This window comes from Pseudomonas sp. NPDC090755 (genome assembly GCF_044769005.1).
Classification (GTDB): Bacteria; Pseudomonadota; Gammaproteobacteria; order Pseudomonadales; family Pseudomonadaceae; genus Aquipseudomonas.
On record NZ_JBIVXC010000020.1, the window covers coordinates 35,281 to 61,810 of the forward strand.

18 protein-coding genes are annotated in these 26,530 nt (G+C 62.9%); 11 read left to right on the top strand and 7 right to left on the bottom strand.

The window, feature by feature from the left end; all coding sequences use genetic code 11:
• Positions 1-3 precede the first annotated feature (3 nt).
• Together ACIQUS_RS23035 and ACIQUS_RS23040 are read right to left on the bottom strand one after the other, a co-directional pair.
• A complete protein-coding gene (locus tag ACIQUS_RS23035; protein ID WP_403051984.1) occupies positions 4-228 on the bottom strand; it encodes a hypothetical protein in 225 nt (74 codons plus the stop codon).
• On the bottom strand, positions 216-2,444 hold the full coding sequence (locus tag ACIQUS_RS23040) for a putative bifunctional diguanylate cyclase/phosphodiesterase (RefSeq protein ID WP_403051986.1): 2,229 nt from the start codon (positions 2,442-2,444) through the stop codon (positions 216-218). The genes ACIQUS_RS23035 and ACIQUS_RS23040 overlap by 13 nt, the downstream gene beginning before the upstream one ends.
• Positions 2,445-2,583: 139 nt before the next feature.
• Here ACIQUS_RS23040 and ACIQUS_RS23045 point away from each other — a divergent pair, with 139 nt between their 5' ends.
• From ACIQUS_RS23045 to ACIQUS_RS23055, 3 genes are all read left to right on the top strand, one after another.
• Positions 2,584-4,203, top strand: a complete 1,620-nt coding sequence (locus ACIQUS_RS23045) for an NADP-dependent glyceraldehyde-3-phosphate dehydrogenase (RefSeq protein WP_403051988.1) — start codon at positions 2,584-2,586, stop codon at positions 4,201-4,203.
• Between the two features lie 107 nt (positions 4,204-4,310).
• Positions 4,311-4,778, top strand: coding sequence for a VOC family protein (locus tag ACIQUS_RS23050; RefSeq protein WP_403051990.1), 468 nt, complete (start codon positions 4,311-4,313; stop codon positions 4,776-4,778).
• Positions 4,779-4,861: 83 nt separating this feature from the next.
• The gene (locus ACIQUS_RS23055; protein ID WP_403051992.1) at positions 4,862-6,052 is read left to right on the top strand and encodes a hypothetical protein; all 1,191 of its coding nucleotides are present in this window, start codon (positions 4,862-4,864) and stop codon (positions 6,050-6,052) included.
• 160 nt (positions 6,053-6,212) lie between these two features.
• Here the strand turns inward: ACIQUS_RS23055 and ACIQUS_RS23060 are convergent, their stop codons facing one another.
• The 5 genes from ACIQUS_RS23060 to ACIQUS_RS23080 all read right to left on the bottom strand — a co-directional run bounded on the left by ACIQUS_RS23060 (position 6,213) and on the right by ACIQUS_RS23080 (position 14,637).
• Positions 6,213-7,643, bottom strand: coding sequence for a sigma-54-dependent transcriptional regulator (locus ACIQUS_RS23060; protein ID WP_403051995.1), 1,431 nt, complete (start codon positions 7,641-7,643; stop codon positions 6,213-6,215).
• Positions 7,612-9,108 (bottom strand): sensor histidine kinase, encoded by a 1,497-nt coding sequence (locus ACIQUS_RS23065; RefSeq protein WP_403051998.1) that lies wholly within the window; start codon positions 9,106-9,108, stop codon positions 7,612-7,614. Before ACIQUS_RS23065 ends, ACIQUS_RS23060 begins: the two co-directional genes overlap by 32 nt.
• Positions 9,109-9,215: 107 nt before the next feature.
• Entirely contained in the window at positions 9,216-10,175 is a 960-nt protein-coding gene (locus ACIQUS_RS23070) for an SCO family protein (protein WP_403052150.1), read from the bottom strand.
• 36 nt (positions 10,176-10,211) lie between these two features.
• Complete coding sequence (locus ACIQUS_RS23075) at positions 10,212-12,992, bottom strand: multicopper oxidase domain-containing protein (RefSeq protein WP_403052001.1); 2,781 nt, start codon at positions 12,990-12,992, stop codon at positions 10,212-10,214.
• 175 nt (positions 12,993-13,167) lie between these two features.
• On the bottom strand, positions 13,168-14,637 hold the full coding sequence (locus ACIQUS_RS23080) for a sensor histidine kinase (RefSeq protein WP_403052004.1): 1,470 nt from the start codon (positions 14,635-14,637) through the stop codon (positions 13,168-13,170).
• Between the two features lie 236 nt (positions 14,638-14,873).
• Between ACIQUS_RS23080 and ACIQUS_RS23085 the strand changes: the two genes are divergently transcribed.
• The 8 genes from ACIQUS_RS23085 (at position 14,874) to ACIQUS_RS23120 (ending at position 26,338) form a co-directional block, all read left to right on the top strand.
• Positions 14,874-16,220 (top strand): hypothetical protein, encoded by a 1,347-nt coding sequence (locus ACIQUS_RS23085; RefSeq protein ID WP_403052007.1) that lies wholly within the window; start codon positions 14,874-14,876, stop codon positions 16,218-16,220.
• Positions 16,221-16,255: 35 nt separating this feature from the next.
• On the top strand, positions 16,256-18,487 hold the full coding sequence (locus ACIQUS_RS23090; protein ID WP_403052010.1) for an Ig-like domain-containing protein: 2,232 nt from the start codon (positions 16,256-16,258) through the stop codon (positions 18,485-18,487).
• A gap of 17 nt (positions 18,488-18,504) precedes the next feature.
• Entirely contained in the window at positions 18,505-18,978 is a 474-nt protein-coding gene (locus ACIQUS_RS23095; protein ID WP_403052013.1) for a curlin, read from the top strand.
• An 18-nt stretch (positions 18,979-18,996) separates the two neighbouring features.
• Positions 18,997-20,451 carry a curlin gene (locus ACIQUS_RS23100; protein ID WP_403052016.1) on the top strand — a complete coding sequence of 485 codons (1,455 nt, stop codon included), beginning with the start codon at positions 18,997-18,999 and terminating at the stop codon, positions 20,449-20,451.
• Between the two features lie 1,071 nt (positions 20,452-21,522).
• On the top strand, positions 21,523-23,763 hold the full coding sequence (locus ACIQUS_RS23105; RefSeq protein ID WP_403052019.1) for a FepA family TonB-dependent siderophore receptor: 2,241 nt from the start codon (positions 21,523-21,525) through the stop codon (positions 23,761-23,763).
• Positions 23,764-23,991: 228 nt separating this feature from the next.
• Entirely contained in the window at positions 23,992-24,603 is a 612-nt protein-coding gene (locus tag ACIQUS_RS23110) for a response regulator (RefSeq protein ID WP_403052022.1), read from the top strand.
• Between the two features lie 7 nt (positions 24,604-24,610).
• A complete protein-coding gene (locus ACIQUS_RS23115) occupies positions 24,611-25,027 on the top strand; it encodes a hypothetical protein (protein ID WP_403052024.1) in 417 nt (138 codons plus the stop codon).
• Positions 25,028-25,096: 69 nt separating this feature from the next.
• Positions 25,097-26,338 (top strand): tyrosine-type recombinase/integrase, encoded by a 1,242-nt coding sequence (locus tag ACIQUS_RS23120; protein ID WP_403052027.1) that lies wholly within the window; start codon positions 25,097-25,099, stop codon positions 26,336-26,338.
• Positions 26,339-26,530 lie beyond the last annotated feature (192 nt).

The window sequence follows — 26,530 nt, forward strand, 5'->3', positions numbered from 1 at the left end:
CTTTCATGCCAGTCTGCCATTACTGCTTGAGTACCCGATGCTGATTTCTACCCTTTCCAATGGTCGATCAATAACACCATCCTGCATGGCGAACCCTGTGTGCCATGGTGGAGCTTCGCGGGGCAAGCCCGCTCCCACCACCACCACCACCACCACCACCACCACCACCACCACCACCACCACCACCACCACCACCACCACCACCACCACCACCACTACACCAGGCACACCCGCCCCTGCGCCAGCCACTGCTGAAACTGCTCGGCCGGCATCGGCCGACCAATCACATAGCCCTGGCCCTGGTCACACCCAGCATTGCGCAAAAACGCATACTGCTCGCGGGTTTCGATGCCTTCTGCGGTAATGCGAAAACCCAGGGCATGGCCCAGGTCGATGATCGCCCGGGTGATCGCCACCCCATCGTCGTCATGGGGCAGGTCCTTGATGAAGGCGCGGTCGATCTTCAGGTGGTTGATCGGCAGCATCTTCAGGTAGGCCAGGGAGGAGTAGCCGGTACCGAAGTCGTCCACCGCCGTGGCGACGCCCAATTGCTGCAACTGGGCCAGCACCTCGCAGGCCAGTTGCTGGCTTTCCATCAGCAGGCTTTCGGTGATCTCCACTTCCAGCAGGGTCGCCGGCAGGTCGTAGCGCTGGAGCGTGCGCGACAGGCTGGCGACATAGTCGCTACGTTCGATCTGCAGGGCCGCGACGTTGATCGCCACCGGCCCGGGCAGGCACTCGGCGGCGCGCCAGGCAGCAATTTGCGCACAGGCCAGGTCCAGGACCTTTTCCCCCAGCGGGATGATCAGGCCGGTGCGTTCGGCCAGGGGAATGAACTGCGCCGGCGACACCAGGCCGTGCTCGGGATCGCGCCAGCGCAGCAAGGCCTCGGCGCCTTCGACGCAGCCGCTGAACAGGTCGATCTTGGGTTGGTACCAGAGCTCGAACTCGTTGTTTTTCAGGGCCCGGCGCAGGTTCATCTCCAGGCCCAGGCGCGCCTGCAGGCGCTGGGTCATGTCCGGGTGATACAGGCGCCAGGCGTTGCGCCCGCTTTCCTTGGCCGCGTACATGGCGGTGTCGGCATGGCGCAGCAGCCGGTCGCTGCTGTGGCCGTGCTCCGGGAACCAGGCCAGGCCAATGCTGCCGGTGACCAGGGCAGCACTGCCCTTGAGGTCGAAGGGTTGCTGCAGGGTGTGCAGCAGGGCCTGGACCTGCTCCAGGCAAACCGCTTCGCTGCCCACCAGCAAAAAGGCGAACTCATCGCCACCCAGCCGGCAGACACAGTCGTGCTTTTCAATGATCTGCATGAACCGCGCGGTGGCCTGCTGCAGCAACAGATCGCCCATGGGGTGGCCGAGGCTGTCGTTGACCTGCTTGAAGCCGTCGATGTCCAGCACCAGCACGGCCAGCTGCGATTCCCGGGTGATGGCTTCGAACAGGTACTGGTTAAAGCGCAGGCGATTGGGCAAGCCTGTGATCGCATCGTAATGAGCCAGGCGTTCGAGCTGGGCCTGGGACTGCTTGAGCTCGCGGTTGCGCAGTTTGATCAGGTGGTTGCTGCGGTTGAGCTGGGCGACGAACACACTGAACAGGCCCGTGCAGGTCAGGGCGAACAGAAACAGCGGCGAGGCGAACAGGCTCATCGACGGCCAGCCGCCCAGTGGGCTTGCCGCCAGTTGCCAGAGTCCGCCCGGCACATCGACGTTGACCGTCACCGCATGCTCATCGAAGACCTTGGGATCGCCCCAGATCATCCCGCCGACCGAACCCTGGCCGTTGCTGCCGCGCAGGGCCAGCTCGAAGCCTGGGTCCAGGTCCAGGCCGGCGGCGCTGAGCAGGCGGTCGATGTCGGCGACGATCGAGACATTGCCCCAGTACAGCTTCACGCCCTTGTGGCCCTTGAGAAACACCGGCCGCCGGTAGATCAACCCGCGCCCGCCCTGGTACAGCTGCACGGGGCCAGCCAGCACCGGGCTGTAGTGCTCCCGGGCGCGCAGGATCATGGGGTACTGGTCGGGCAGGTGGCGGTAATCCAGGCCGATGATGCCCTGGTTGCCCTTGAGCGGGTAGACATCGGCGATCACATCGGCCGGGGCCAGGGAAATATGGCGGATATGCGGGACCGAGGCGATGGCCTGGCGGGCCATGTCATGAAAGTGCTCGGGGCTGATATCGCCATCGGCGCTGAGCAGTTGGGCGATCCCCTCGGTTTCGCCAAAGGCCGAACGCAGCTGGGCCTCAAGCGCGGCACGCACCCCGGACAGCCGTGCGCCGGCATTGGCCACCAGTTCGCTTTCCTGGCGCTGCACATCCAGGCGGCCGAGCGCCACCGACAGGCCGATGCCGATCAGGGCAAAGCCGATGGGCAGCAGGCGGTTGAGGGTGGTGCGCAAGGTTTCCGGCAGAATCAGACTGTCATCAAGTGCGAGGATTCTTGTGTTCATGGGTCCATTGTTCGCAGCCAATTAATCGGTTATCGGCGAGGCCGGCGCAATGTTGAGCGAGGCTGGCTTTTTTTGCCGGGCAAGGGGTATGCTCCAACTGAAACGTTTCACCCATCACAGAAAAAGAGGTGCTGCGCCCATGGACCGTCTGCTCGATTCGCTGTTTCCCACCGCCAACGAGATCCCCGAGGCCTACCGCCTGGGCGAGCCGCTGGTGCAACGCGAGTACCTGGTCGGTGGCCAGTTGCACCGCTGGGACGGGCCACTGGCCACGGTGCGCAGCCCGGTCTGGCTCAAGGAGGACGGTGAAGAGCGCCAGGTGATCCTCGGCAGCGCCCCGCTGCTCGATGCCGACACCGCCCTCACCGCCCTGGACGCCGCCGTGCAGGCCTACGACAAAGGGCGTGGCGCCTGGCCGACGATGCGCGTGGCCGAACGTATCCAGCACGTGGAAACCTTCCTGGGCAAGATGCGCCAACAGCGCGGGGCGGTGGTCAAGCTGCTGATGTGGGAGATCGGCAAGAACCTCAAGGACTCGGAGAAAGAGTTCGATCGCACCTGCGACTACATCGTCGATACCATCAACGCCCTCAAGGAACTCGACCGACGCTCCAGCCGCTTCGAGCTGGAGCAGGACACACTCGGCCAGATCCGCCGCGCACCGCTGGGCGTGGCGCTGTGCATGGGCCCTTATAACTACCCGCTGAACGAGACCTTCACCACCCTGATCCCGGCGCTGATCATGGGCAACACCGTGGTGTTCAAGCCGGCCAAGTTCGGCGTACTGCTGATCCGTCCGCTGCTCGAAGCCTTCCGTGACAGCTTTCCGGCCGGGGTCATCAACGTCATCTATGGCCGCGGCCGCGAAACCGTCAGCGCCCTGATGGCCAGCGGCAAGATCGATGTCTTCGCCTTCATCGGCACCAACAAGGCGGCCAGCGACCTGAAAAAACTCCACCCGCGCCCCCACCGGCTGCGCGCGGCCTTGGGCCTGGATGCCAAGAACCCGGGAATCGTGCTGCCTGAAGTGGACCTGGACAACGCGGTCAACGAGGCGGTCACCGGCGCCTTGTCCTTCAACGGCCAGCGCTGCACGGCGCTGAAGATCCTCTTCGTCCATGAAGAGGTGGTCGCACGTTTTCTCGAAAAATTCCAGCACAAGCTCGCCGCCCTCAAGCCCGGCATGCCCTGGGAGCCGGGCGTTGCCCTGACACCGCTGCCCGAAGCCGGCAAGATCGACTACCTCGATGGCCTGGTGGCCGATGCCGTGGACAAGGGTGCCCGGGTACTCAACGAAGGTGGCGGCCAGAGCCGTGGTTCGTTCTTCTACCCGGCCCTGCTGTACCCGGTGAATGCGCAGATGCGGGTCTACCAGGAAGAACAGTTCGGCCCGGTGGTGCCGGTGGTGCCCTACCGTGACCTGCAGACGGTGATCGACTACGTGCTGGATTCGGACTTCGGCCAGCAACTGAGTATATTCGGCACCAACCCGGCCGAAGTCGGGCGCCTGGTCGATACCTTCGCCAACCAGGTCGGACGCATCAACCTCAATGCCCAGTGCCAGCGCGGCCCGGACACCTACCCCTTCAACGGGCGCAAGAACTCCGCCGAAGGCACCCTGTCGGTACACGATGCCCTGCGGGTGTTCTCGATCCGCACCCTGGTGGCAACCAAATTCCAGGACAGCAACAAGCAATTGATCAGCGACATCATCCGTAATCGCGATTCGAGCTTCCTCACAACCGATTACATCTTCTGACTGCCGTCCGTCTTGCGCCGCGGGTTTTGATTTGCCGAATCGCCGAAACTGTACAAATATACAGTTTCGCGCCATTCACCCGCGGCGCGCTAAGGAGGATGCATAAAATGGCCGTCAAACCTATCCCCGAAGGACAACACAGCATTACCCCCTACCTCGGCATCAAGGATGCCGCCAAAGCCATCGAGTTCTACAAGGCCGCCTTCGGTGCGGTCGAGATGTTCCGCCTCGACGCCCCCGACGGGCGCGTTGGCCATGCGGAGCTGAAGATCGGTGATTCCTCGCTGATGCTGGCCGACCCGTGCGACATGGAGGGCGGGCTGGTCAGCAGCCAGTCGCTGGGCGGCGCCGCCATCGGCCTGCACCTGTATGTCGAGGATGTCGACGCGCGCTATGCCCAGGCCATCAAGGCAGGCGCCACCCAGGTCCGTGCCGTGGAGGACCAGTTCTACGGCGACCGCAGCGGCACCCTGAAAGATCCGTTCGGCAACCTGTGGTTCGTCTCCACCCACAAGGAAGACCTGACGGTGGAAGAAATCCGCGCCCGCGCCGCCAAGCTGTTCGGTGGCCAGTAGTAGCCACTGGCGTTAAGCTGCACACCACAGGCAGACCGTCCTGCTTGTGGTTTGCAGCCAGGGGTTTCGAGTTAAGGACACTCATGCGAATCATCGAAAAGAACGCAGCGCTGGTACGTACCCTCACCCCCGCCGAGGACGAACTGCTGCGCGGTTTTGCCCAAGGCAGCCTCGAAGGCCCCCGCCTGCTGCAGGCCAACCAGCTTCTGCTCAGGATCCGGGCCGCCGGTCACTGGCTGGCGTGCGATTGCCAGCCCCGGTCGATGCCGGTCCTCAACGTCAACCTCAATGGCAACACAGGCACCCTGTTCCTGAAGAACAACCCGGGCACCGCAGACCATGCGCCCGCTTGCGACTTCATCAAGGATGAGCGCGACCCGGGCCGACAGGACGACGCCGACGTCCTGCCGGCGGCCTGGTTGCCGCCAGATATGCCGTTGCGCCTGATCGGCGACTTCCGGCGCCCTGGCGCTGAAGGCGAGGCAGGCAATGCCGGTGGCGACAGGCATGAACAGCAGCGCCTGCTGTCGTTGCTGCTGACCCTGATCGAGGCCGGTGGCCTGAACGTCTATGCCACGCACCTGAAGAAGGACCTGACCGGGCAATTCGCCGAACTGCGCAACGTCGCCAGCCGTTATCCGCTGATCGAGCGGGTGCCGGCCAGCAACTACCTGGAAACCCGCCTGGACATGAAGCACATGATGATGCTCAAGGCCCGGCTGCGTGACTCCAGCGCCTTCGGCAACCATCGCCGCCATGGCCTGCTGCTCGACTGCGTCAGCCAGATCAAGGCGCGCAAGCTGTTCAACGAGCGTAGCGAGGACGGTTTCGATTTCCAGGGCCATCACCTGCTCTGGGGCGGCAGCAAGCCCCCGGGGCCGCTGCTGGCCCTGGCGATCTACTCGCCGGCCAGTGCCGGCAGCCATTATTACGAGCTGATCCACGTCGCCAGCGTGCCGGTGCTGTCGCGTGGGCAGCTGTTTCCGGTGTACCGCGACGAAGAGCGCGAGCCCTTGAAGATGCTGATCTCGCTGATCGACTGGATGGCCGGCAAAGGGGTGCGGGTGATCATGCGCCGGCCGGTGATCGGCGGCCAGGGCATGGGGGCGCTGGTGCTCAGCTCCGACCAGGACCGGGTGCTGTCGGTGTCACTCACCGACCAGCCGCTGGGGCCGGAGCCCGAGGGCGAGACGTTCAAGCGCTATGCCGACTTCAAGAGCCTGGATACATTTCGCAAGTATGTCGCCGGCTTCTTCATGCGCGGGCGCGAGTAACCGCTGCCACCTTTGCGACAGCTGCGCAGTCGATCGCAGGCTTCGCCAGCTCCCACAGGGGTTGTGGGAGCTGCCGCCAGGCTGCGATCGGGCGTAGGAGCGGGCTTGTCCCGCGATTGCGGTGTGTCCGTTATATCGCAATCGCGGGGCAAGCCCGCTCCTACCACTGCCGCTTGTCCGGCCGCGTCAGCCCCAGTTTTTCAATCCGGTAACGCAGCATGTCGCGGCTCAGGCCCAACAACCGCGCCGATTTGGTGACGTTCCAGTCGGTACGATCGAGCATCTTGCGCACCATGTCGCGCTCCACCTCCGGCAGGCTGGTGGACGCCGCGCTCTCGCCATTGCCATGAAAACTTTCATGGGGCACCGCGACCGGCATCTCGAAAGGTTCGTCCACCAGGCTCATGCAGACATTGAGCTGGTGCGGGGCAATCTCTTCACTGGACGCCAGCAGCACGGTCTGCTCAAGCATGTTGCGCAGCTCGCGCACGTTCCCCGGCCAGCTGTAGTTGAGCAGCAACTCCTCCGCCTCGGGACTGAAGTAAAGGTGCGACTTGCCATAACGCTTGCCATGCAGGGACAGGAAGTGCCGGGCCAGCAGCAGGATGTCCTCGCCGCGGGCATAGAGCCTGGGCACCTTGATCGAGATGATGCGCAGGCGGAAGAACAAGTCGCGACGGAACTTGCCCTGCTGCACCATCTGCTCCAGGTTGCAGTTGGTGGCGCTGATGATGCGCAAATCGACCTTGCGTTCCTTGACCGCACCGATACGCCGTATGGTCCGGTCTTCGAGCAACTTCAGCAGCTTGGCCTGCAACAACAGGTCCATCTCGCCGATTTCGTCGAGGAACAGGGTGCCGCCATCGGCCGCTTCGACCAGCCCCAGGCGACGGTCCTTGGCATCGGTAAACGCCCCTTTCTCATGACCGAACAGTTCGGCTTCGAGCAGGTTGGCCGGGATCGAGGCGCAGTTGAATTCGATGAACGGCCCCTTGCTGCGCGTTCCGTCAAAATGCAGGGCGCGGGCCACCAGCTCCTTGCCGGTACCGGTTTCCCCTTCCACCAGCACCGGCGGCAGGTCGCCGCTGGACATGCGCTGCTCGGCGTCGAGCAGCTGCTTGAGGGTGTGCTTGAGCCCGAGCATGGCCGGCGACTCGCCGATCAGGGCCTGGCACCCGGATTTCTGTGCTTCGCGCTCCTGGTAGAAGGTCAACGTACGCTCCATGCGTTCGGTGGCCAGGGCCTTGTCCAGCATCAACTTGAGCTCGGCCAGCACCACCGGCTTGGTCAGGTAGTGGAAGGCGCCCTCTTTCATCGCCAGTACGGCATCTTCGACGTTACCGTAGCCGGTCATCATGATCACCTTGAGCTCCGGCGCCCGCACCGCCAGCGCCTTGATCAGCTCATGGCCATTCATGCCCGGCAACGAGTTGTCGGTCAGCACCGCATCCGGCTGGCATTGCTGCAGTTGCTCCAGGGCTTGCTCGGCACTATGACAGACAGTGACCTCGAAGCCCTTTCGCTCCAGATAGGTCTGAATGTTTTCAGCGAGGATTTCGTCATCCTCTACCACCAGGATGCTGTGCTCCATGGTCCCCTCCCGTTGCAATCTTGAAAGTCAGACATACACGGGTTCCTTCCTCGATGCGGCTGGTGAGGCTGACGGCGCCGCCGAAACGTTCCATGATCCGTTTTACCAGCACCAAGCCGACCCCCAGACCGCCCTGCTTGGTGGTGAAGAATGGTTTGAAGACCATCCGTTCCTGCTGCTGGCTCATGCCCTTGCCAGTATCACTCAAGGTAAGTTGAAACTGGCGCTCGCTGGTCAGTTCGACCACGTCGAGTGTCAATCGGCCACCGCCCGGCATCGCTTCCAGGGCGTTGGAAAACAAACTGTTGAGAATCTGCGTCAACAACACCGGCTGGCTCACCACCAACGCCTGCTCCGGAGCGCTGACCTGCAGTTGCACCTTGTTGCGCTCGATCTGCTGGGCGAAGGCGTGGCAGGTGTCGTCGACGGCGGCGCGCAGGTCGACCGCTTCGGCATCATCCTTGAGCGGTCGCAGCGACACCAGCAGCTCACGCACCCAGCGCGACATACGGTCGACCTGGCTGATGATGTCGCCAATGTTTTTCTGCGAGTGCTCACTGGCGATTTCCTGGGCCAGTTCGGCGCTGGAGCGGATGTTGGCCAGCGGGTTGCGCAGGCTGTGAGCCACCGCCGAAGACATCTCGCCCAGGGCCACGAAGGTCTCGCTGGCCACCAGTTGCGTCTGCTGGGTCTGCAGCATGCTGGCGGCGCGGCGCACGATCCAGAACAGGCCGAAATAGATCAGCGCACCGCCGAGCAGGGTCGAGGTCCAGATCAGCACGTAACCGCGCTGGATGCGCCGCACCAGGTCGCGGGGCTCCTTGTACACCTCGACCATCGACAGCACCTTGGTGCCGCTGTCATCGAACATGGGGATGTAGTTTTCAATGAACAGGTATTCCGGCTCGCGCTGGAATTTCTGCTCTTCACGGTCTTCGTTGGCCTTGTGGTAGCTGGCCGATACCGGCACCTGCGAATTGAACGACTCGTCCAGGTCGTCGTCACCGACAATTTTCTGCCCGATCAAGGCCGGATTGGTGGACCAGACGATCGTCCGGTCCAGGGCATAGACATTGCTCAGCAGGGTGTCGGGCAGGTGTTCGACATGGTCGAGGAATTCGATGCGGGTGGAGGCCGCCAGGTCGGCGCTGACGTAGGGGTGTTCGTGATCCAGGCGCGGATCGAGCAGTTCGGCCATGGTCGTGCCGGGCGGGATGCGCGAATGGCGCACCTCGGCCTTGGCCATGGCCTGGATGAATTGGGCGGTGAGCATGGCGTCGCGCTCGACGGCGTCGTTGACCACGAACTGCGTCGAGACATAGCCAAGCCCCACCGCCACCGAAGCGATGATCAACAGGCTGACCACGGAGAACCAGCGCAGCAGGTTGAATTCGCGCAAGGTGCGGTCCGGTGCTACCTGGGTACTGCGGCCCTCATCGGCCAACTTCGGGTTCAGCTCCTGCATCGATCTTCCTTGCGGGCTGTTTTTTCTTAGAAACTTATAGCCCAAGCCCGATGGCGCCGTTTCACATCAATTCTTATGGCTACACACAAAGTGATAGTATTTTGCCTTTATTGCACCTCCCCCGCCCCGCCGGACGCGGCGCTTGCCTGTTCCACCCCTTGCTGACGGGCACTTTCCTGCTCAAGGAATTCCAGCAGGGCTTCAACGTTTTCCTCGTTCAGGCGCAGGTTGGGCATCGCCACCCGGTCATACTGCTGAAACAGTGCCACGGCCTGGGCATCCCGTTCGGCCAGCATCCGGTCCGGTTCGCGAATCCAGCGGCTCAGCCAGGCCCGCTGGCGACGCCCGGTGACGCCCAACAGGTCCGGCCCGACGGCGCGCATGCCGATGCCCTGGCCCTCTTCCGGCCCCAGGCTGTGGCAGGCCGCGCAGCGGGTCCGGAACAGCTCCTCGCCGGTGCTCGGCGGACGGATTTGTGGTGCCTGGGCATAGCTCTGCTCCGTGCTCGGCTGCTTCCAGTTCTGCAGGCTGTTGGCCAGCTGGTCGGCAAGAATCCACGGGTTCTCGAAGGGGGAAGCCTTCATCCAGCGCCCGGTGGCCTGGTTGCCGACGATCAGGCTCAGGTTGTGGTCGCGGCTGCGACCGTTGTCGACGCCTTCGATGAACAACCCCAGGCGCCGGCGCAAGGCATCGATCTCATCCTTGTCGCCGGTCAAAAAACGCCAGCCCGGCCCGACCTTGAACTTCGCCGCGTATTCCTTGAGCACCTCAGGGGTGTCGCTGAGCGGGTCGATGCTGATCGAGTAGAAAAACACATCCTGCCCGACCCGTTCGCCGAGCAGTTGCTGGACCTGGCGCAGGCGCGCCGTCTCCAGCGGGCAGGAGTCGCCGCAGCCGGTGAAGATGAAATTGATCACCACCACCTTGTCCTTGATCAGGTCATCGAAAAAACGCAGCCGGTGACTGTCCTGGTCGATCAGCTCGGTATTGGGAAAATACCCAGGCCCCCAGGGCGTGGCCTCCTCGGCCACGCCTTGCAGCGCCCAACACAGCAACAGTGCAGCCATCCACAGCGAAAACCGCTCCATGCGCCTCTCCCCCGGCTAATTGCCGACCTTGACTTGCGGCCCCTTGCCATCACCCGTGCGGAAGGTGGGCAATGCTGCGGAGTTGACGTACTTGACCCCGTCCCAGCTGGGCAACGGCGTGGGCATCAGTTGCAACTGGCCGGGATGTTCCAGGTCCCAGCGCAGCAGCATCGAGTTGTCCTCGTGCTGGGTGTTGTGGCAGTGCTCCATGTAGGTCCCGGCAAATTCGCGGAAGTTGATCGCCACCTCGACGTTGTCCAGGCCGTCGTCCTCGGTGCCGATGCGGTAAACGTCCTTGCGTGCCCACTTCTCCCACTCCGGCGGCGCCTTGCCGCCGCGGCTGAGGACGATGCCTTCCTCGAAGTGCACATGCACCGGATGGCTCCAGCCGTTGCCGCCGTTCTGGATCTTCCAGATCTCCAGGGTGCCGATGCCGCTGGTCCCGGCATCGGTCGGCCCGCTGGCCAGTTGTGGCGCGGCACTGAGCCGACGCGGGTCCATGTTGTAGCCCAGGCCGCCATCGGTCTTGACCGTCCAGGGCGCCTTGTCGGTGCCATCGGAGCGGCCGAAGGTGAAGGTACGGTGCCGGGCCTTGGCCAGCAGGGCCTGGTCGGCCGGATTGTCGCGGTGCAGCTTGAGCGGGATCATCACCTTGCCTTCGGCCTTGCCCGGCTTGGCCGGTTCATACTCCGCCGGGTCCATGGCCAGGTCCTGGCCGCTGTAGGCCTTGACGTTGAACTGCAGCACCTTGCCCACCGCCGGATCGCCCCGGTCCCACTGCGGGCCCTTGCTGGTCTGCTTGATCACCGCCAGGTACTTCTCGGACAACACGTCGGCCAGTTCGATGTCTTCTTTCGGGCCTTTGCCGGTTTCGTGGGCCTTGAGGTTGACCAGGTACAGCTTGTCCCCTGGCTTGATGCCGTTCTTCGCAAAGTTGACGATGATGTCGTAGCGCTCGGCGATGCCCTGGGTCGGCAGGATGGCGTTGTGGTCCTTGCGGTCGCCGTCGGCATCGAGGTCCATGCTGCCGTCGAAGGGCACGGAATGCTCCATGATGTTGCCGTCGTTGGCGATCATGTGGAACGGTACCCGCGCGTACGACAGCCCGGAGCCCTTGGGCCCGGGGAACTCGCCACCGTTGCCCTTGATCTCGCGGACCATGGCCAGTTTGAAGAAACGCGACACCGAGCCGTTGAGGATGCGCAGGCGATAACTGCGGGCGCGCACGTCCAGGTACGGCTTGTACTGCCAGTTGACCAGCACCTGGTCACCGAGGAAGCCATCGGTGTTGAAGGGGTTGAACCACAGCTGGCCGTTCGCGCCCCAGGCCTTGTCGGCGATCAGCAGGTTGACGTCATAGTCGCGGTTGCCCCAGGACAACGCCGAGCCGCTGGGCAGGCGCAGGTTGACGCCATCCACGAAGGCTTCGTTGCCACGGTCCAGGGCACTGTAGTAGTTCATCATTGCCGCGTTGCCCTTGTAGACGTTCTGCGCGGTGAAATCGAGCATGTGGTCGTGGAACCAGTGGGTGCTCATGGTCTCGCGCCAGTCGCCGCGAATGCGGATGCTGCCGTTGTCGCAGGTTTTAAGGCCTGGGTTGGCATCGTTGACCCACAGGGTTTCGCCCGGCGTGCAGGGGAAGGCGGCACGGGGGTCTTCGGCGCGGGTGTTGATGCTGTCGTAACCGGCCAGTTGCAGCGGCCAGCGATAGTCGTAGTACTGGCCGGGGAAGAAGAAGGCGTTGGCATAGCCGTCGCTTTCGGCAGGCGAGTGACCGTTGTGCTCGTGGGTGCTGATGGTGTGCAGGCCAAACCCCTGGTTGGCCGCAGGGTCGATGGGCAAGGCGTTGTAATGGCGCATCAACAGTGGCTGGCCGTAGCGCACCATCAGCAGCTTGGCCGGCAAGGTGCCATCGAAGGTCCACAGCGACTTGTGGTCCTGCAAAGGCATGTTGGGGTGGAAACGGGTATCGATGCCCTTGGTCGTACCCAGGGTGTTGGCCTGCCCGGCAGTGTTGTAATAGAGCCCACCCGGGGCAAACTCACCGACGCTGTAATGGTGCAGCTGCATGCCGTCACGCAGGCCGCCGTTGATCCGCGCCCCGGCCTGGGCTGTCTTGTAGGCCGCCTGCGGGTAGAACTCGTTCCAGCGCTGATGCGACCAGCCTTTTCCTGGCGGGCGTCCTTCGGCGGGGGCATCGACATAGCGGTTGAGGAACTGCTGGACCGGCGCCTGCCAGGGGTTGCGATCGACCGTATTGGCGAACTGGCTGGGGTACGGGGTCAGGCCCGGCTGCTTGAGAAAGGCGTCGAGCAAGGGGCCGCCGGGGGCGCTGCGCGCCACGTTGATCGGGTCCTGTTGCGGTGCCGGGCCGGTGCTGGGCAACGGAAACATCAGCAGGCCGGCCGGGGTGGTCGGGTCCAGACGGGTTGGGCCGAACTCTTCGAACAACAGCAGTTGCTGGCTGAAGGGCTGGGCACCGAACATCGGGCTCGGTGCCCCATTGGTGGGGTAATTGAAGGACGTCTGCAACGCCGGCGGACGCTCGTTCTCCTGACGCGGGGTAGTGCGATCACCCTCCCCGGCAGCCGTGTCGAACGCGCCGACGTTGGCTTCAGGCAACAGGAGCAGGTTGTTCAACGCCGCTTGAGGATCCGCCGGTATCTCGCTGTAGGCCGACGGATCTCCCGCGTCCGGAGGGCCAACGTCGTCAATGGGACTGGCAGGCGCTTCGGCCGCCAGCAGTAATGCCAGAGCTGCGCTCAGGCAGTGGGGGTAGTGCACTCGCTTGGCCATGATGTCTCACCCAGGTTTTGCTGACGGGTGATGTCGATTTGCAACTAGCCGGCCAAATTTGTATCAAGATATGTATTCGTTATTAATCAAGGTATTAGCTGGCAATGCAGTGCAGCCTGAGCCATTAAGGTGGGGACGTATCCCCCCCAGAGTCGGGTCAAAAACGGTGTAGATTTCACTTCGTCGCCGGCAAGCGCGCCACGCGAAAGGTCAGCTGTACGGTGGTGCCCTCGCCTTCCTGGCTGCTCAGGCGCACCGAGCCGCCAAAGCGCTCCATGATGCGCTTGACCAGCACCAGGCCAACCCCCAATCCCCCTTGCTTGGTGGTGTAGAACGGCTTGAGCGCCATGCGCAGCTGCTCCTCGGTCATGCCCTTGCCGCTGTCGCGCACCCTCAGGATCACGCTCTTGCGCCCCTTCGACAATTGCTCCACGCGCAGCACTCCCCCCTCGGCCATGGCCTCCAGGGCGTTGGCGATCAGGCTGTTGAAGATCTGCCCGAGCAACACCGGCTGGCTGAGCACCCGCACATCGGCCAGGGGCCCCACCTGTACCTCGATGCCCTGGCGCCGCAACTGCAGAATGAAGGCCTGCAGGCTGTCCTTGAGCACCGGCTCGATCTCGACCGGTTCGGCCTCGTCATTGAGCGGGCGCAACGACTGCAGCAACTGGCGTACCCAGTGCGACATGCGGTCGACCTGGCTGATGATATCGCCGATGTTCTTCTGTGCCGGGCCCTCTTCTATTTCCTGGGCCAGCTCGGCACTGGAGCGAATGCTGGCCAACGGGTTGCGCAGGCTGTGGGCCACCGCCGAGGACATCTCACCCAGGGCGACGAAGGTCTCGTTGTTGATCAGGCGCTTTTGCTGGACCGCCAGTTGCCGGTTGGCCCGGTGCATCAGCCAGTACAGGCCGCCGTAGACCAGTGCCGCGCCCACCGCCACCGCCAGCCAGATCAACACCAGGCCGCGTTCGATACGCAGAATCAGGTCACGGGGCTCCTTGTAGATTTCGACCATGGCGGTGACGTTCTGACCATCGGCGTCGAACAGCGGAATGTAGTTCTCGATGAACAGCTGCTCGGGCGGGGTGATGAACTTCTGCTCGCTGCGGGCCTGGTCGACATCGTGATAGCTGGCCGAGACCCCGACCTTGTCCTCGAAGGCACGCTCGAGGTCGTCGTCGGCTTCGATCATCTTGCCCACCAGGGCCGGGTTGCTCGACCAGATCACCATGCGGTCCGGCGCATAGATGTTGGCCAGGAGCATATCCGGCAGGTTGGCGACGTGATCGAGGAACTCGCCACGGGCACTGCGCCGGGCCTGGGGATCGACGTCGGGAAAACTTTGGTCCATGCGCGGGTCGAGCAGCTCGCCCATGGTCCGCACGTTGGGAATGGACACATGACGCACTTCAGCCGAAGCGATGGCCTGGATGAACTGGGCCGTCAGCAGGGCATCGCGCTCGACGCTCTGGTTGATCACGAAGCGACTGGAAATCAGCCCCAGGCCCACGGCCACCGAAAGGATGATCGCCAGGCTGACAAAGGCATACCAGCGCAGCAGATTGAATGGCCGCTTGCCCGTGCCCTGTTCAACGGTGGCGGCAGGTTGGGACGGTGAGTCCAGGCGTGACTGCAGATCCATCGCGAACTCCCGGCAGATGACTTCTAAGGTTATAGACCAGTTACCTGCGATTGCCCCCTGCACTCCCCCAATCGCCCCCAACCCTGGGTCATCGGCCCCGCGCCGCGCCCCCCATCCCAACCCTGTTTTTCTCTGCAGGCCAGGCAGCACAAGGCTTTGCCGAAACTGGTACGGAAGTTGCCGACCCTTGAGCAGACGACCCAAGTCCATGGGCCCGATTGCGAGAGGGAAGACTCATGCACCGTCCAACGCCCCACCCACTGGCTTTGCTGATCCTGGCCGGCCTGATCCAGACACCGGCCCAGGCCGCGCTGTTCGATGTTGACCCCGGCCCTTACCTGCCGGCAACCGGCGGGTTCGCCGCCTGGTACCAGGACACCCATGGCAGGGTACTCGACCTGTGCCTGTCCAAGGCCGTCAGTTCGCGGGTAGCCGGTGCCCCCGGTGCGCCTTCGTACATGTGCGTCCTCAACCCTGCGCCCGGGGTGTTCGACGACACCCTGCCGATCAGCTTCCCCACCAACTACCCCGACGAAACCTTCTGGTTCACCGCAGACGCGGCGATCGTCGACGCCGCCCGCGGTATCGACCTGAGCTACGGCACCGCCATCGAGGCGGCCTTCGCCGCCGAAGAAGTGCACGACGGTGACCAGGTGAGTTTCGCCCGGGTGCGTATCCGTGTCGATGTACCGACCGCCGGCACCTACATCGTCACCCACCCTTACGGTGTCGAGGTATTCGATGTGCCCGCTGCCGGTCGGCGCGCGATCAACATGACCCGCGACATCGGTATCGGTTCGCCGAAGACCTACACCGGCGCCCTCACGGGCGACGTCGGTCCGTTCCTGCGCGGCGTCGGCGGTCCCTACACCGAAACCAACCCGGAGACCGGCGCCAGCGAGCGCTACATCGGCGACCCGAACCTCAACGAAGCCGTCACCGGCAGCCCGTTCAACACCAACTTCGTACGCATCGAGGGGCCCAACGGCCTGGACCTGCGTACCGAGCTGTTCTCGGTGACCGGCAAACTCTCGAATGTAGTCCGACCCACGCCGATCATCGCCCAGCGCAGCACCTACTCGCGCGTCAGCGACAACGGCGACCTGCGCGCCCAGCAGGATGTGTTCGTGCAGGCCCCGCCGCCACCGGGCACCGCCACCCTGATCAGCCAGACCCCGAACCTGAGCCTCACCGAGGCCAACAGCACCGGCGCCTGGTACGCCCAGTCGGCACTCAACCCCGCCTTGCCACTGAGTCTTCAGGTAACTGCCGACAACCAGTTGGCGATCCCCAGCAGCACCCCGACCACCTTGACCCTGCCGCTCACCGATCTGGTGGTGATCGAGCGCGCCGAGTTCAACCTGAACTCAGGGCTACTGACCCTGGTCGCCTCCACCAGCGATGAAACCAGCCCTCCGGGCCTCGTCGCCACCACCGGAAACGGCGCCACCATCGGCACCCTGAGCGGCGACGGTGCGGTCAAGACGCTCAGCACCGGGCTCTCGCCGATCCCGCCGGCCAAGGTCACGGTGACCAGCGCCAATGGCGGTACCGACACTGAAGAAGTGGTGCTTGTGCCATGAACATCATCACGCCACGTCCCGTAGCAGGAGGCACCATGAACAACTGGCCACGCCTGGCGCTGTGCGCAGCCGGGCTCTCCCTCTCGCTGGCCGGCACTGCCTGGGCCGGCCTCAAGGCGGTCGATCCGGGCCCCTACACCCTGGCCACCGGGCGTTACCCGATGTGGTACCAGGACCACGACAACCTCTCCCTGGAGCTGTGTCAGTCGCGGGCGGCGAGCTCGCGGGTGGGGGTCTCGGTGCCTCCGGCCTACATGTGTACCCTGTTGCCCGAGCCCGGTGTCTATGACGACGCGCTGCCCCTGGTGTTCCCGGACAACTGGCCACCGGAGATGTTCTGGTACCTGGCGGAAACCTCGATTCCGGCAGTGGGCAACAGCGGCTATGAAATGGACGTCTATGTCGCCGGCATCGAAGCGGCCTTCGCCGCCGAGAATCCGGTCGATGGCGACCAGCAGAGCTTTGCCCGTATCCGCATCCGTGTCTCGGTACCCCAGGCCGGCACCTATAAGATCACCCACCCCTATGGTGTAGAGACGGTCAATGTCACCGCCCCGGGTCGGCGGGCGATCAACATCACCCGCGACGTGGGCATCGGCGCACCGGGCAACTTCAGTGGCGCACTCAATGGTGCGCTCGGTCCGTTCCTGCGCGGCGTCGGAGGGCCCTACAAAGAGGTCAACCCCGACACCTCTGCCCTGGAAACCTTCATTGGTGACCCGAACATCACTGAACCTGTGATCGGCAGCCCGTTCAACACCAACTTCGTGCGCATCGAAGGTCCACCCGGCACCATCCAGACCAACCTGTTCACCGTCTCCGGCAAGGTCCTGGACCCACGCAACCAGGTCGCCGCCGAACTGCAGCGCGCCAGCTACCGGCGCACCTCGGCCGGCACCCGCGTGGAGGTGTTCGCCAAGGCGCCCAACAACGCCACCTTGTGCTTCCGTGAAAGCCTGGCGCTGGTGCCTGGCACCCCGCCTTCGCCTTGCCAGTTCAACCTGCTGGCCGACAACAACGGCCTGTTCTTCGCCCATCACCTGAGCAGTGCCGCGCCGCCACCGGTGGTGGTGGTCACCGCCACCGACCCGACCGGCGTCAACCGCCCCACCGCGCTCTCAAGCAAGCTCAGCGACGTAGTCAAGGTCACCACCGCACGGTACGACTGGGCCAACAAGCGCCTGCGCATCGAAGCCAGTTCCAGTGACGAAGTGCAGGTGCCCGACCTGGTTGCCCAGGGCTATGGCCGCCTGTCCAAGTCCGGCACCGTGCAGACCCTGACCGTCAACGACCTGCCCCAGCCTCCGGCCACCGTGACCATCAAGTCCGCTGCCGGCGGCAGCGATACCGAGGCGGTCGTGGTGGTCGGCAACGCGCCTGTGGAGGCCGAGAACCAGCCGCCCGTGACCCAGGCTGACGCCGGCAGCACCAGCTTCGGCGTGCCGCTGACCCTCAACCCGCTGACCAACGACAGCGACCCGGACGGTGATGTGCCATTGAGCATCGCCGACCTGACCCAACCGGACACGGGCCTGGGCAGCGTCGCCCTGAGCGGCAGCACCGCCGTGGTCTACACCCCGCCACCGGTGGTGACCGCGCCGATGACCGCCACCTTCACCTACCGGGCCCAGGACAAGAAAGGGATGAAGTCGCAAGTCACCACGGTGACCGTCAACGTCGCACCCAACCAGGCGCCCACCGTTGTCAACGACACGGCAGCGACCCTGGGCGTGACCTTGCCGATCAACGTACTGGCCAACGACAGCGATCCGGAAGGCAACACCCCCCTGGCCGTCGCCAGCGTCGGCCAGCCAGCACCCGGCCGCGGTACGGTAACCACCGATGGCACCCAGGTCATCTACACCCCACCGGCCGTCATCACGGCAGCCTTCACCGCCACCTTCACCTACATCGCCCAGGACAGCCTCGGCGCCCTCTCGGCACCGGCCACGGTGAGCGTGCAGGTGTCGCCACGGCCGGCAGCGGAAACCTTCGCGGTAACCGCCGCCACCGTCACGGCGCGCTCCAACAACCGTTACAACTGGGACATCTCGGGCACCTCGTCGGTGACCACCGGCAACACCATCACCGTGCAGGTCACCACCCCGACCGGGCTGGTCACCCTGGGCAGTACCACGGTGCCGTTGACCGGACGCTGGCGCCTGGCGGTGAGCAACAGCACCACGGTGATTCCGACCGCGGCGCCGTCGGCCACTATCCGCAGTAGCCAGGGCACCGTCCGCACCGTGCCGGTCACCGTGCAGTAACCCAAGGAGAAACGACCATGGCGCGCCTGACCACCCTGCTGCTCTGCCTGACCCTGATCGGTCAGGCCGCCCTGGCCGACGACTTGATGGATAACGCCGACATCGGCCCTGGCGGCGACCTGGGCGAACCGCTGTCCATGCAGCCACTGCCGGCCGGCGCCGGGCAGCAGGCACTGATCGGACAGGACGGCAAGTCCAACCGCGCCGCCATCGGCCAGGACGGCCAGGCCCTGCTGGGCCGCATCGTCCAGTCCGGTGGTGCACAGGAGGCTTACATCCTGCAGCAAGGCAACGACTTGATGGCCACCATCAACCAACAGGGGTATGGCAACAACGCATCGATCACCCAGAGCGGTAGCAACAACCGTGCGCAGATCGAGCAGTACGGAAACAGCAACAGCGCCAGCATCGCCCAGTCCGGCTCGGGGCTTTCCAGCTCCGTGGTCCAGGCCGGCAACGGCCAGCGCGTGCAAGTCAATCAATACCGATAGAAACCTGGAGGCACCACCATGTTCAAGCTCGCTCCCCTAAGCGCCGCCATTGTCCTGGCCGTTGCCGGCCAGGTCATGGCCGATGACAGCCTGTCGACCCAGAACCAGGCCGGCACCGAGAACATCGCCGAGGTCAAGCAGTCTGCCGCGCCTTACAGCACCGCTACCCAGAACCAGTACGGTGAAGGCAACAACCACGCCATCAAGCAGGAAGGCGGCAACAGCCCGATCTGGCAGGACGCTGCCGGCGACTACAACGCCGGTTACGCCGAGCAACTGTACGAATTCACAAGTGAAATCCACCAGAACCAGACCGGCGCCCTCAACGTCGCCCATGCCAGCCAGTCCCTGGGCACCGAGAACAACGCCCAGCAGACCCAGCAAGGCACCGGCAACTTCTCGTTCGTCTACCAGGACAGCCAGACCGGCAGCCAGGGCACTACCCTGCAGTACGGCTCAGACAACCGGGCGTACGTCGAACAGCTGTTCAGTGGCGGCGGCAACACTGCCACCAGCGTCCAGACCGGTAACAACAACTACAGCGCCGCCGAGCACATCAACCACAACAACGGCCAGATCGGCATCTACCAGGCCGGTGACGACAACTGGGCCTATGGCGACCAGCGCGAGGGCCAGGGCGGTACCGTGACCATTTCCCAGTCCGGCACGGGCAACTCCACCGAGGTCTGGCAGGACACCCAGCTGGGCGCCCAGGCGTCGATCACCCAATATGGCCAGACCAACGAAACCATCGTCGACCAGAGCTTCGGTGACGGCAACATCGCCAGCGTGCTCCAGGTGGGCAGCCTGAACGCCCTCTACGCCGACCAGTTCGAGTCGCTGCAGTCGACCACCACCCTGGTCCAGAGCGGCCAGAACAACCTCAGCTTCACCTACCAGAATGGCGACAACCATGTCATTTCGGTCACCTCCACAGGTACCGGCAACAAGGTGCTGGCCAGCAACTGGAAAGGCGAAAAATCCGGCGGTCAGTTCGGCAGCAACCAGCGCGCCGAGATCAACCAGAACGGCACCGGCAACAGTGCCAACCTGACCCAGAACAACATGAACCAACTGGCCCGGTTGAACCAGACCGGTTATACCAACACGGCCGAGGTGACCCAGTCCGACAGCAACAACGAGCTGTACTTCGAGCAGAACGGCAGCGACAACCTGTTGATCGCCGATCAGCGTGGGACCAACAACTACGCCACCGGCTCCAGCACCGGATCCACCAACAGCATCCTGCTGGACCAGTCCGGTACCGGCAACCAGAGCTACACCTGGCAGCTGTACGGTGACAACAACAAGGCCACCATCACCCAGACCGATGGTGTCAATGGTGCCAATGTCTCCTACGTGACCCAGGGCGGTTCCTACAACCAGGCCGTCGTCGACCAGAGCGGCGCGAACATGAACGCCACTGTCCAGCAGTTTGGCAATGGCAACCAGGCGTCCGTCTTGCAGCAATAACAGGACGGCTTGGCCGTCCATCGCAGGCTACGCCAGCTCCCACAAGGTTTTGCAGTGTTCTCTGTGGGAGCTGGCGTAGCCTGCGATGGGTAACACAGCAACCGCGGTTCTCCTTCGTTTTCCCGCTTGACCGCAACTACCGATGGGGGTGGTTGCGGTCCTTTTTTTTCTTCTCGGGATTTTGGGGGATCAGGTCCTTGGGCTTGGGCTTGGGTGTTCAGGTTGCGAGCTTATCCATTGGATGCGGCGACGCTGCCGGCCCCTTCCGCCTTTACGGCGGGTTCCTTTTGTCTTGGCAAAAGGAACCAAAACCGCTCGCTCCTGCATACGGCCCTACGCTGCGCTTCGGGTACCCTCGCTACGGCACCTTCCGGGGCCACGCGGCACTACGACTTGCTACGCAAGTCTACGGCTCGCGTTCTTCGGCTACGCCGAAGGTGCTACGCACCAGCCCCTACAGGTGCCTCCACTCGGCCTTCTGAAGTCGCAGATCTGTGGCGTCTGAACCTGCGCGTATGAAGAGCAAAAGCAAAAGCCAGAGCAAAAGCGACAGCAAGTCGTTGTGTTCGCTTCGCGTGCGAAGCTTGTCTTGCGGTGGCAATTATCCACTGCACAATCTGTTTTCGAAGATAAAGCCATTCCAGACGCCGCCCGTAACTTTGCGACTTCAGGAGGCTGAGTGGAGGTGTCTGTAGGGGCCGGTGCGTAGCACCTTCGGCGTAGCCGAAGAGCGCGAGCCGTAGACTTGGCGAAGCAAGTCGTAGGCCGCGTGGCCCCGGAAGACGCCGGAGCGAAGGGACCCGAAGCGAAGCGTAGGGCCGTATGTAGGAGCAGGCGGTTTTGCCTACTTTTTCCAAGAAAAAAGTAGGCCGCCGTAAGGGCGGAAGGGGCCGGCAGCCTCACCACACCAAATGGATAAGCTCGCACCTTAAACACCCAGCCAAAGACCCATACCCCCTGAAACCCTTACCCCAGAGCCCTTGTTAATATTTTATTTTTCTCCCTGACACTTTACATGCGAATGCTAATACTTATCATTCGGCGCTTCGTTTGTTCATGGAGAACTTTGACATGGCGTCGCGCTTCACCTACAGCCCCTTGAGTATTGCGTTGCTGGCAACCCTGGGCGCCACCCCGCTCACCGCTGCCCCCCTGCCAGCCGACGAAGTCCCGGTCCAGGCCACCGATCTGCCGGTCGCCGGCAGCCGCCAGGCCATCGAACTGGAAAACACCCGAGTCCTGGGCACTGCCGAAGAAGAACTCAAACAGGCCCCCGGGGTATCGATCATCACCGCCGAAGACATCAAGAAGCGCCCACCGGTCAACGACCTCTCGGAGATCATCCGCCGCGAACCCGGCGTCAACCTCACCGGCAACAGCACCAGCGGTGCGCGTGGCAACAACCGTCAGGTCGACCTGCGCGGCATGGGCCCGGAAAACACCCTGATCCTCATCGACGGCAAACCGTCCACCTCGCGCAATGCCGTGCGCTACGGCTGGAGCGGCGATCGCGATACCCGCGGCGAAACCAACTGGGTGCCGGCAGAAGAGGTCGAGCGCATCGAGATCCTGCGCGGCCCGGCCGCCGCCCGTTATGGCTCGGGGGCCATGGGCGGTGTGGTGAACATCATCACCAAACGCCCGACCCAGGATTTGCGCGCCTCCATGACCCTGTTCGGCTCCTTCCCCGAGGACGACGCCGAAGGCATGAGCAAGCGCGCCAACTTCAGCCTCAGCGGGCCGATCAGCGATGATGTGATCTTCCGGGTCTACGGCAGCCTGAACAAGACCAATGCCGACGACATGCAGATCAACAGCGCCCACCAGGCCTTCGAGGACTCCTTGATGGCCGGCCGCGAAGGCGTGCGCAACAAGGACATCAGCGGCCTGCTGAGCTGGACCATCGACCCGGCCAACACCCTGGACCTGGAGTCCAGCTACAGCCGCCAGGGCAACATCTTTGCCGGTGACACCATGCTCAATGCCGGTGGCGAGTTCGTCGAGAGCCAGGTGGGCAAGGAAACCAACGTCATGCAGCGTTCGAGCTTCGCCGCCACCCACCGCGGCGATTACGCCTGGGGCAGCAGCATGGCCTCGCTGTCCTACGACCTGACCCGCAACGACCGCCTCAACGAAGGCCTGGCCGGCTGGGGCGAAGGTGCGCCGTCGGACGGTGCCGGACGTTTCGAGTCACGCCTGCGCAACACCCGCGCCACCGGCGAGGTCAACCTGCCGCTGAGCGCAGGCCTGGAGCAGGTGCTGACCCTGGGCGCCGAGTACCTCTACGAATCGCTCAATGACCCGGGCTCCCTGCGCCCGCAAGGCTATGACCCGGGCGCCGAACTGCAAGGATTCGACCGCACCCAGACCAAGAGCACCGCCAATAGCTACGCCCTGTATAGCGAAGACAATATCGAGGTCGGCAGCGCCACCATCGTCACCCCGGGCCTGCGCCTGGACCATCACCAGGACTTTGGCAGCAACTGGAGCCCGAGCCTCAACGCCTCGCACCAGCTCACCGAGGCGCTGAGCATCAAGGGCGGTATCGCCCGCGCCTACAAGACGCCGAACATGTACCAGGCCAACCCCAACTATCTGCTCTACAGCCGTGGCGCTGGTTGCAACTCCAGCGAAATCAACAACGGCGGCTGCTACCTGCTGGGCAACGCCGACCTGGACCCGGAGACCAGCGTCAACAAGGAACTGGGCCTGGCCTATGACAAAGGTACCTGGCGTACCAGCGCAACCTACTTTCGCAACGACTACAAGAACAAGATCCAGGCTGGCAACCAGACCCTGTTCCGCCTGCCCAACGGCCGACGCATCCTGCGCTGGGAGAACACCGGCAAGGCAGTGGTGCAAGGCGTGGAAGGCAACCTGTTCATTGCCCTGGCCCCGAGCCTGGACTGGAACACCAACTTCACCTACATGATCGAGTCCGAAGACAAGAAGACCGGCGAACCGCTGAGCATCATCCCCAAGTACACGGTCAACACCACCCTGGACTGGAACGCCACCGATAAACTGTCGTTCCAGCTCAATGGCACCTACTACGGCAAGCAAGAAGCGCCCGGCTATAACGCCCGGGCCAATGAAGCGCTGGACCCGAACGTACAAAAGGATGTCGACCCCTACGGGCTGGTGGGCATCAGCAGCGGGTATGAGTTCAACCAGCACCTGAGTGTGCGCGTGGGCGTCAACAACCTGTTCGATAAACGCCTGTACCGTGAAGGCAACTCCGACGAGGCCGGTGCCCTGACCTACAACGAAGCCGGTCGCGCCTACTTCGCCTCCTTCACCACGTCGTTCTGACCCCTCGCCAGGCCGAGCGCGTCTCGGCCTGAACCCCGCCCTGCACCGTCGAAAACAAGTCACATGTAGGAGTTTTCGACAACTGCATCCAGCTTTTTCAACAGCACTATACTTCCCGTACTAACGCACCCTGATTCGACGTATCGTTGGCGCCCTTTTTGGCCCAGGCCGGAACCGCCCTCCTGAATGATTCGGGAATTTGCCTACATACTCGACAGGAGTTGCGCATTGACCAGTGTATTGATCGTTGATGACCACCCCGCCATCCGGCTTGCCGTGCGCATGCTGCTGGAGCGCGAACGCTACACCGTAGTCGGCGAGACCGGCGACGGTGCCGTTGCCGCGCAAATGGCCCGCGAGCTGAAGCCGGAGGTGGTGATCCTCGACATCGGCCTGCCCAGTGTCGACGGCCTGGGCGTAATCAAGCGCCTGCGCCTGCTTGAACCCTGCCCGCGCATCATGGTGCTGACCGGCCAGCCGGCAGAGCTGTTCTCCCGGCGCTGCCTGGATGCCGGCGCCTCGGCGTTCGTGCACAAGGATGAAGACCTCGATGCCCTGTTGTTCGTGCTCAAGGCCATGGTCAAGGGCTACTCAACCTTTCCCGACCTGTCGGCCCAGCGCAGTCCGCTGATGAGCGAAGAGCAGCGCCTGGCCAAGCTCTCGGACCAGGAAATCATGGTGCTGCGCTTGCTGACCAGCGGGCAGTCGAACAACAGCATCGCCGCGCGCATGAACCTCAGCGCCAAGACCATCAGTACCTACAAAACCCGGATCATGGAGAAACTTGAAGTCGGTTCGCTGGTGGAACTGCTCGAATTCTCCAGGCGCCATGCGCTCTGAGCCAGCCATGAATGCGCTCAACCGCTTGCTCGCCGTCCTGCTCCTGTGCCTGTGTCCACTCTCGGCCCAGGCCGTGGAAGCGGGTGAGGTGCGCCAGCTGCTGGCGCGCTCGGTGAGCAGCAGCGCCGCCCCGGCGCTGGCGCCCGCCGACCGACACTGGCTCAAGCGCAAGCACCAGTTGTTGCTGGGCACCTCGGTGCCGGACTACCCGCCCTTCGACATCAATATCGGCGGCAAGGAATATGAAGGGCTCACCGCCGACTTTGCCGGCCTGATCGGCGAGTTGCTGGGCGTGCGCATCGAGGTCCGCCGCTTTGCCATTCGCGCACCCTGCATCCAAGCAAGTCCAGCAGTATCCATACAGGCCACGTATTACAAGGCTTTCAGCCCAAATTTCAGCCCAAAACAGTCCAAGCAAATCTAGTGGTAACCAACAAGTTTTGGTGGTAAATCTGATCCTAGCTACCACGGTAAGCGCAGGAGTTACCACGCCATGGCCATTGAAAAACTGAAAGACCCGCAGTGCCAGAACGCCAAGTGCGAAGCCCCGGCCAAGGTAAAAAAATTGGCTGACGGCGGCGGCTTGTTCCTGTTTGTCACCCCCGATGGCGCGAAGCGTTGGCGTTACCGCTACACGGTCATGGGCATCCGCAAAGGTATAGGCCCCGATGCCGGAAAACCGGGATTGGTCGAAAAGCTGCTGAGCCTTGGCACCTACCCCACTACCACCCTGGCTGAGGCTCGACTCAAGGCCACTGAACTACGCCAGCAGCCCGACCCCGGCGCAACGCGCAAGGCAGAAAAACAGGCCGAGGTAGTAGCTACTAGCAACGCATTTGAAGCCGTAGCGCTGGCATGGCTGGCCAAGCAACGGCACTTGACGCCGAAATACGCCCACGACACCCGGGCGATTTTCGAGAATCACGTATTCCCAAGCATTGGCAAGCGACCCATCGGTGACCTTACCTCCGCTGATTTGATCGCGATCATTGAAAGGATCGGCCCCGGCACTGTCGGTCGGCGCCTGCTGGCGTTGTTTACCCGGATCTTCAAATACGCCAAGGCCCGAAACCTGTGTACGCATATCATCAGCGGTGATATCAGCGACGACGAACTGGAAGTACATATCGCGAAAAAGCAACCAGCCGTCACGTCTGATGAACTCCCGGCCTTGCTGCGCAAAATCGACACCTACGAAAACCAGCCAGTAAAGTTAGCCGTAAAACTGGCGTTCATGACATTCCTTCGCGCTAATGAAATGCTAAAAGCCGAATGGACAGAAATCGATTTTGACAACGCCCTGTTGCGTATCCCCGCCGACCGGATGAAAAAGCGCTTGGCTTTGTTAGTGCCACTTACACCACAAGCCATAGAAATTTTAAAACAGCTAAAAGAAATCGGTTGCGGCAGCGAGTTCGTTTTTCCGGGGCGCTCTTATGAAAAACCACTAACTAGCCGAGCGTTGTTACACGCCTTTGACAAGATGGGTTACGGCGGCATACAGACCACACATGGGATTAGAAGAATTGCCTCCACGGCATTGAATGAAGCATGTGATACCGAAGGTCGCCCGTTGTTCCATGCTGATGCCATCGAGCGCCAGTTGGCACACGTAAAGGAAAATATCCGCAACATTTACAACGAAGCCGAATATCTTCCGCAGCGCAGGAGGATTATGGCATGGTGGGCGGACTTCCTGGATGAAACGGCCAAGAAAGGATTGGAAGCCAGTTAAATAATCTGCAAAACAGTGATTGCCAGTGACAATCACTGTTTTATTTATAAGGCATTTTGCCTGTATTGATTCATCGGACTATTTTGGGGTATCACATACTTCAGTTACAGACCGAACGTCCCAACGCCGCAAAGGCAGGGACGCTTGAGCAGATCCCGGCAACATGAGGCGGGCGAACTTCCTAATTCATTA

What these genes read in the sequence shown, in the direction of transcription:
- ACIQUS_RS23040 (WP_403051986.1), bottom strand. Translation starts at nt 2,444, where the DNA reads ATGAACACAAGAATCCTCGCACTTGATGACAGTCTGATTCTGCCGGAA.
- ACIQUS_RS23045 (WP_403051988.1), top strand. Translation starts at nt 2,584, where the DNA reads ATGGACCGTCTGCTCGATTCGCTGTTTCCCACCGCCAACGAGATCCCC.
- ACIQUS_RS23050 (WP_403051990.1), top strand. Translation starts at nt 4,311, where the DNA reads ATGGCCGTCAAACCTATCCCCGAAGGACAACACAGCATTACCCCCTAC.
- ACIQUS_RS23055 (WP_403051992.1), top strand. Translation starts at nt 4,862, where the DNA reads ATGCGAATCATCGAAAAGAACGCAGCGCTGGTACGTACCCTCACCCCC.
- ACIQUS_RS23060 (WP_403051995.1), bottom strand. Translation starts at nt 7,643, where the DNA reads ATGGAGCACAGCATCCTGGTGGTAGAGGATGACGAAATCCTCGCTGAA.
- ACIQUS_RS23065 (WP_403051998.1), bottom strand. Translation starts at nt 9,108, where the DNA reads ATGCAGGAGCTGAACCCGAAGTTGGCCGATGAGGGCCGCAGTACCCAG.
- ACIQUS_RS23070 (WP_403052150.1), bottom strand. Translation starts at nt 10,175, where the DNA reads ATGGCTGCACTGTTGCTGTGTTGGGCGCTGCAAGGCGTGGCCGAGGAG.
- ACIQUS_RS23075 (WP_403052001.1), bottom strand. Translation starts at nt 12,992, where the DNA reads ATGGCCAAGCGAGTGCACTACCCCCACTGCCTGAGCGCAGCTCTGGCA.
- ACIQUS_RS23080 (WP_403052004.1), bottom strand. Translation starts at nt 14,637, where the DNA reads ATGGATCTGCAGTCACGCCTGGACTCACCGTCCCAACCTGCCGCCACC.
- ACIQUS_RS23085 (WP_403052007.1), top strand. Translation starts at nt 14,874, where the DNA reads ATGCACCGTCCAACGCCCCACCCACTGGCTTTGCTGATCCTGGCCGGC.
- ACIQUS_RS23090 (WP_403052010.1), top strand. Translation starts at nt 16,256, where the DNA reads ATGAACAACTGGCCACGCCTGGCGCTGTGCGCAGCCGGGCTCTCCCTC.
- ACIQUS_RS23095 (WP_403052013.1), top strand. Translation starts at nt 18,505, where the DNA reads ATGGCGCGCCTGACCACCCTGCTGCTCTGCCTGACCCTGATCGGTCAG.
- ACIQUS_RS23100 (WP_403052016.1), top strand. Translation starts at nt 18,997, where the DNA reads ATGTTCAAGCTCGCTCCCCTAAGCGCCGCCATTGTCCTGGCCGTTGCC.
- ACIQUS_RS23105 (WP_403052019.1), top strand. Translation starts at nt 21,523, where the DNA reads ATGGCGTCGCGCTTCACCTACAGCCCCTTGAGTATTGCGTTGCTGGCA.
- ACIQUS_RS23115 (WP_403052024.1), top strand. Translation starts at nt 24,611, where the DNA reads ATGAATGCGCTCAACCGCTTGCTCGCCGTCCTGCTCCTGTGCCTGTGT.
- ACIQUS_RS23120 (WP_403052027.1), top strand. Translation starts at nt 25,097, where the DNA reads ATGGCCATTGAAAAACTGAAAGACCCGCAGTGCCAGAACGCCAAGTGC.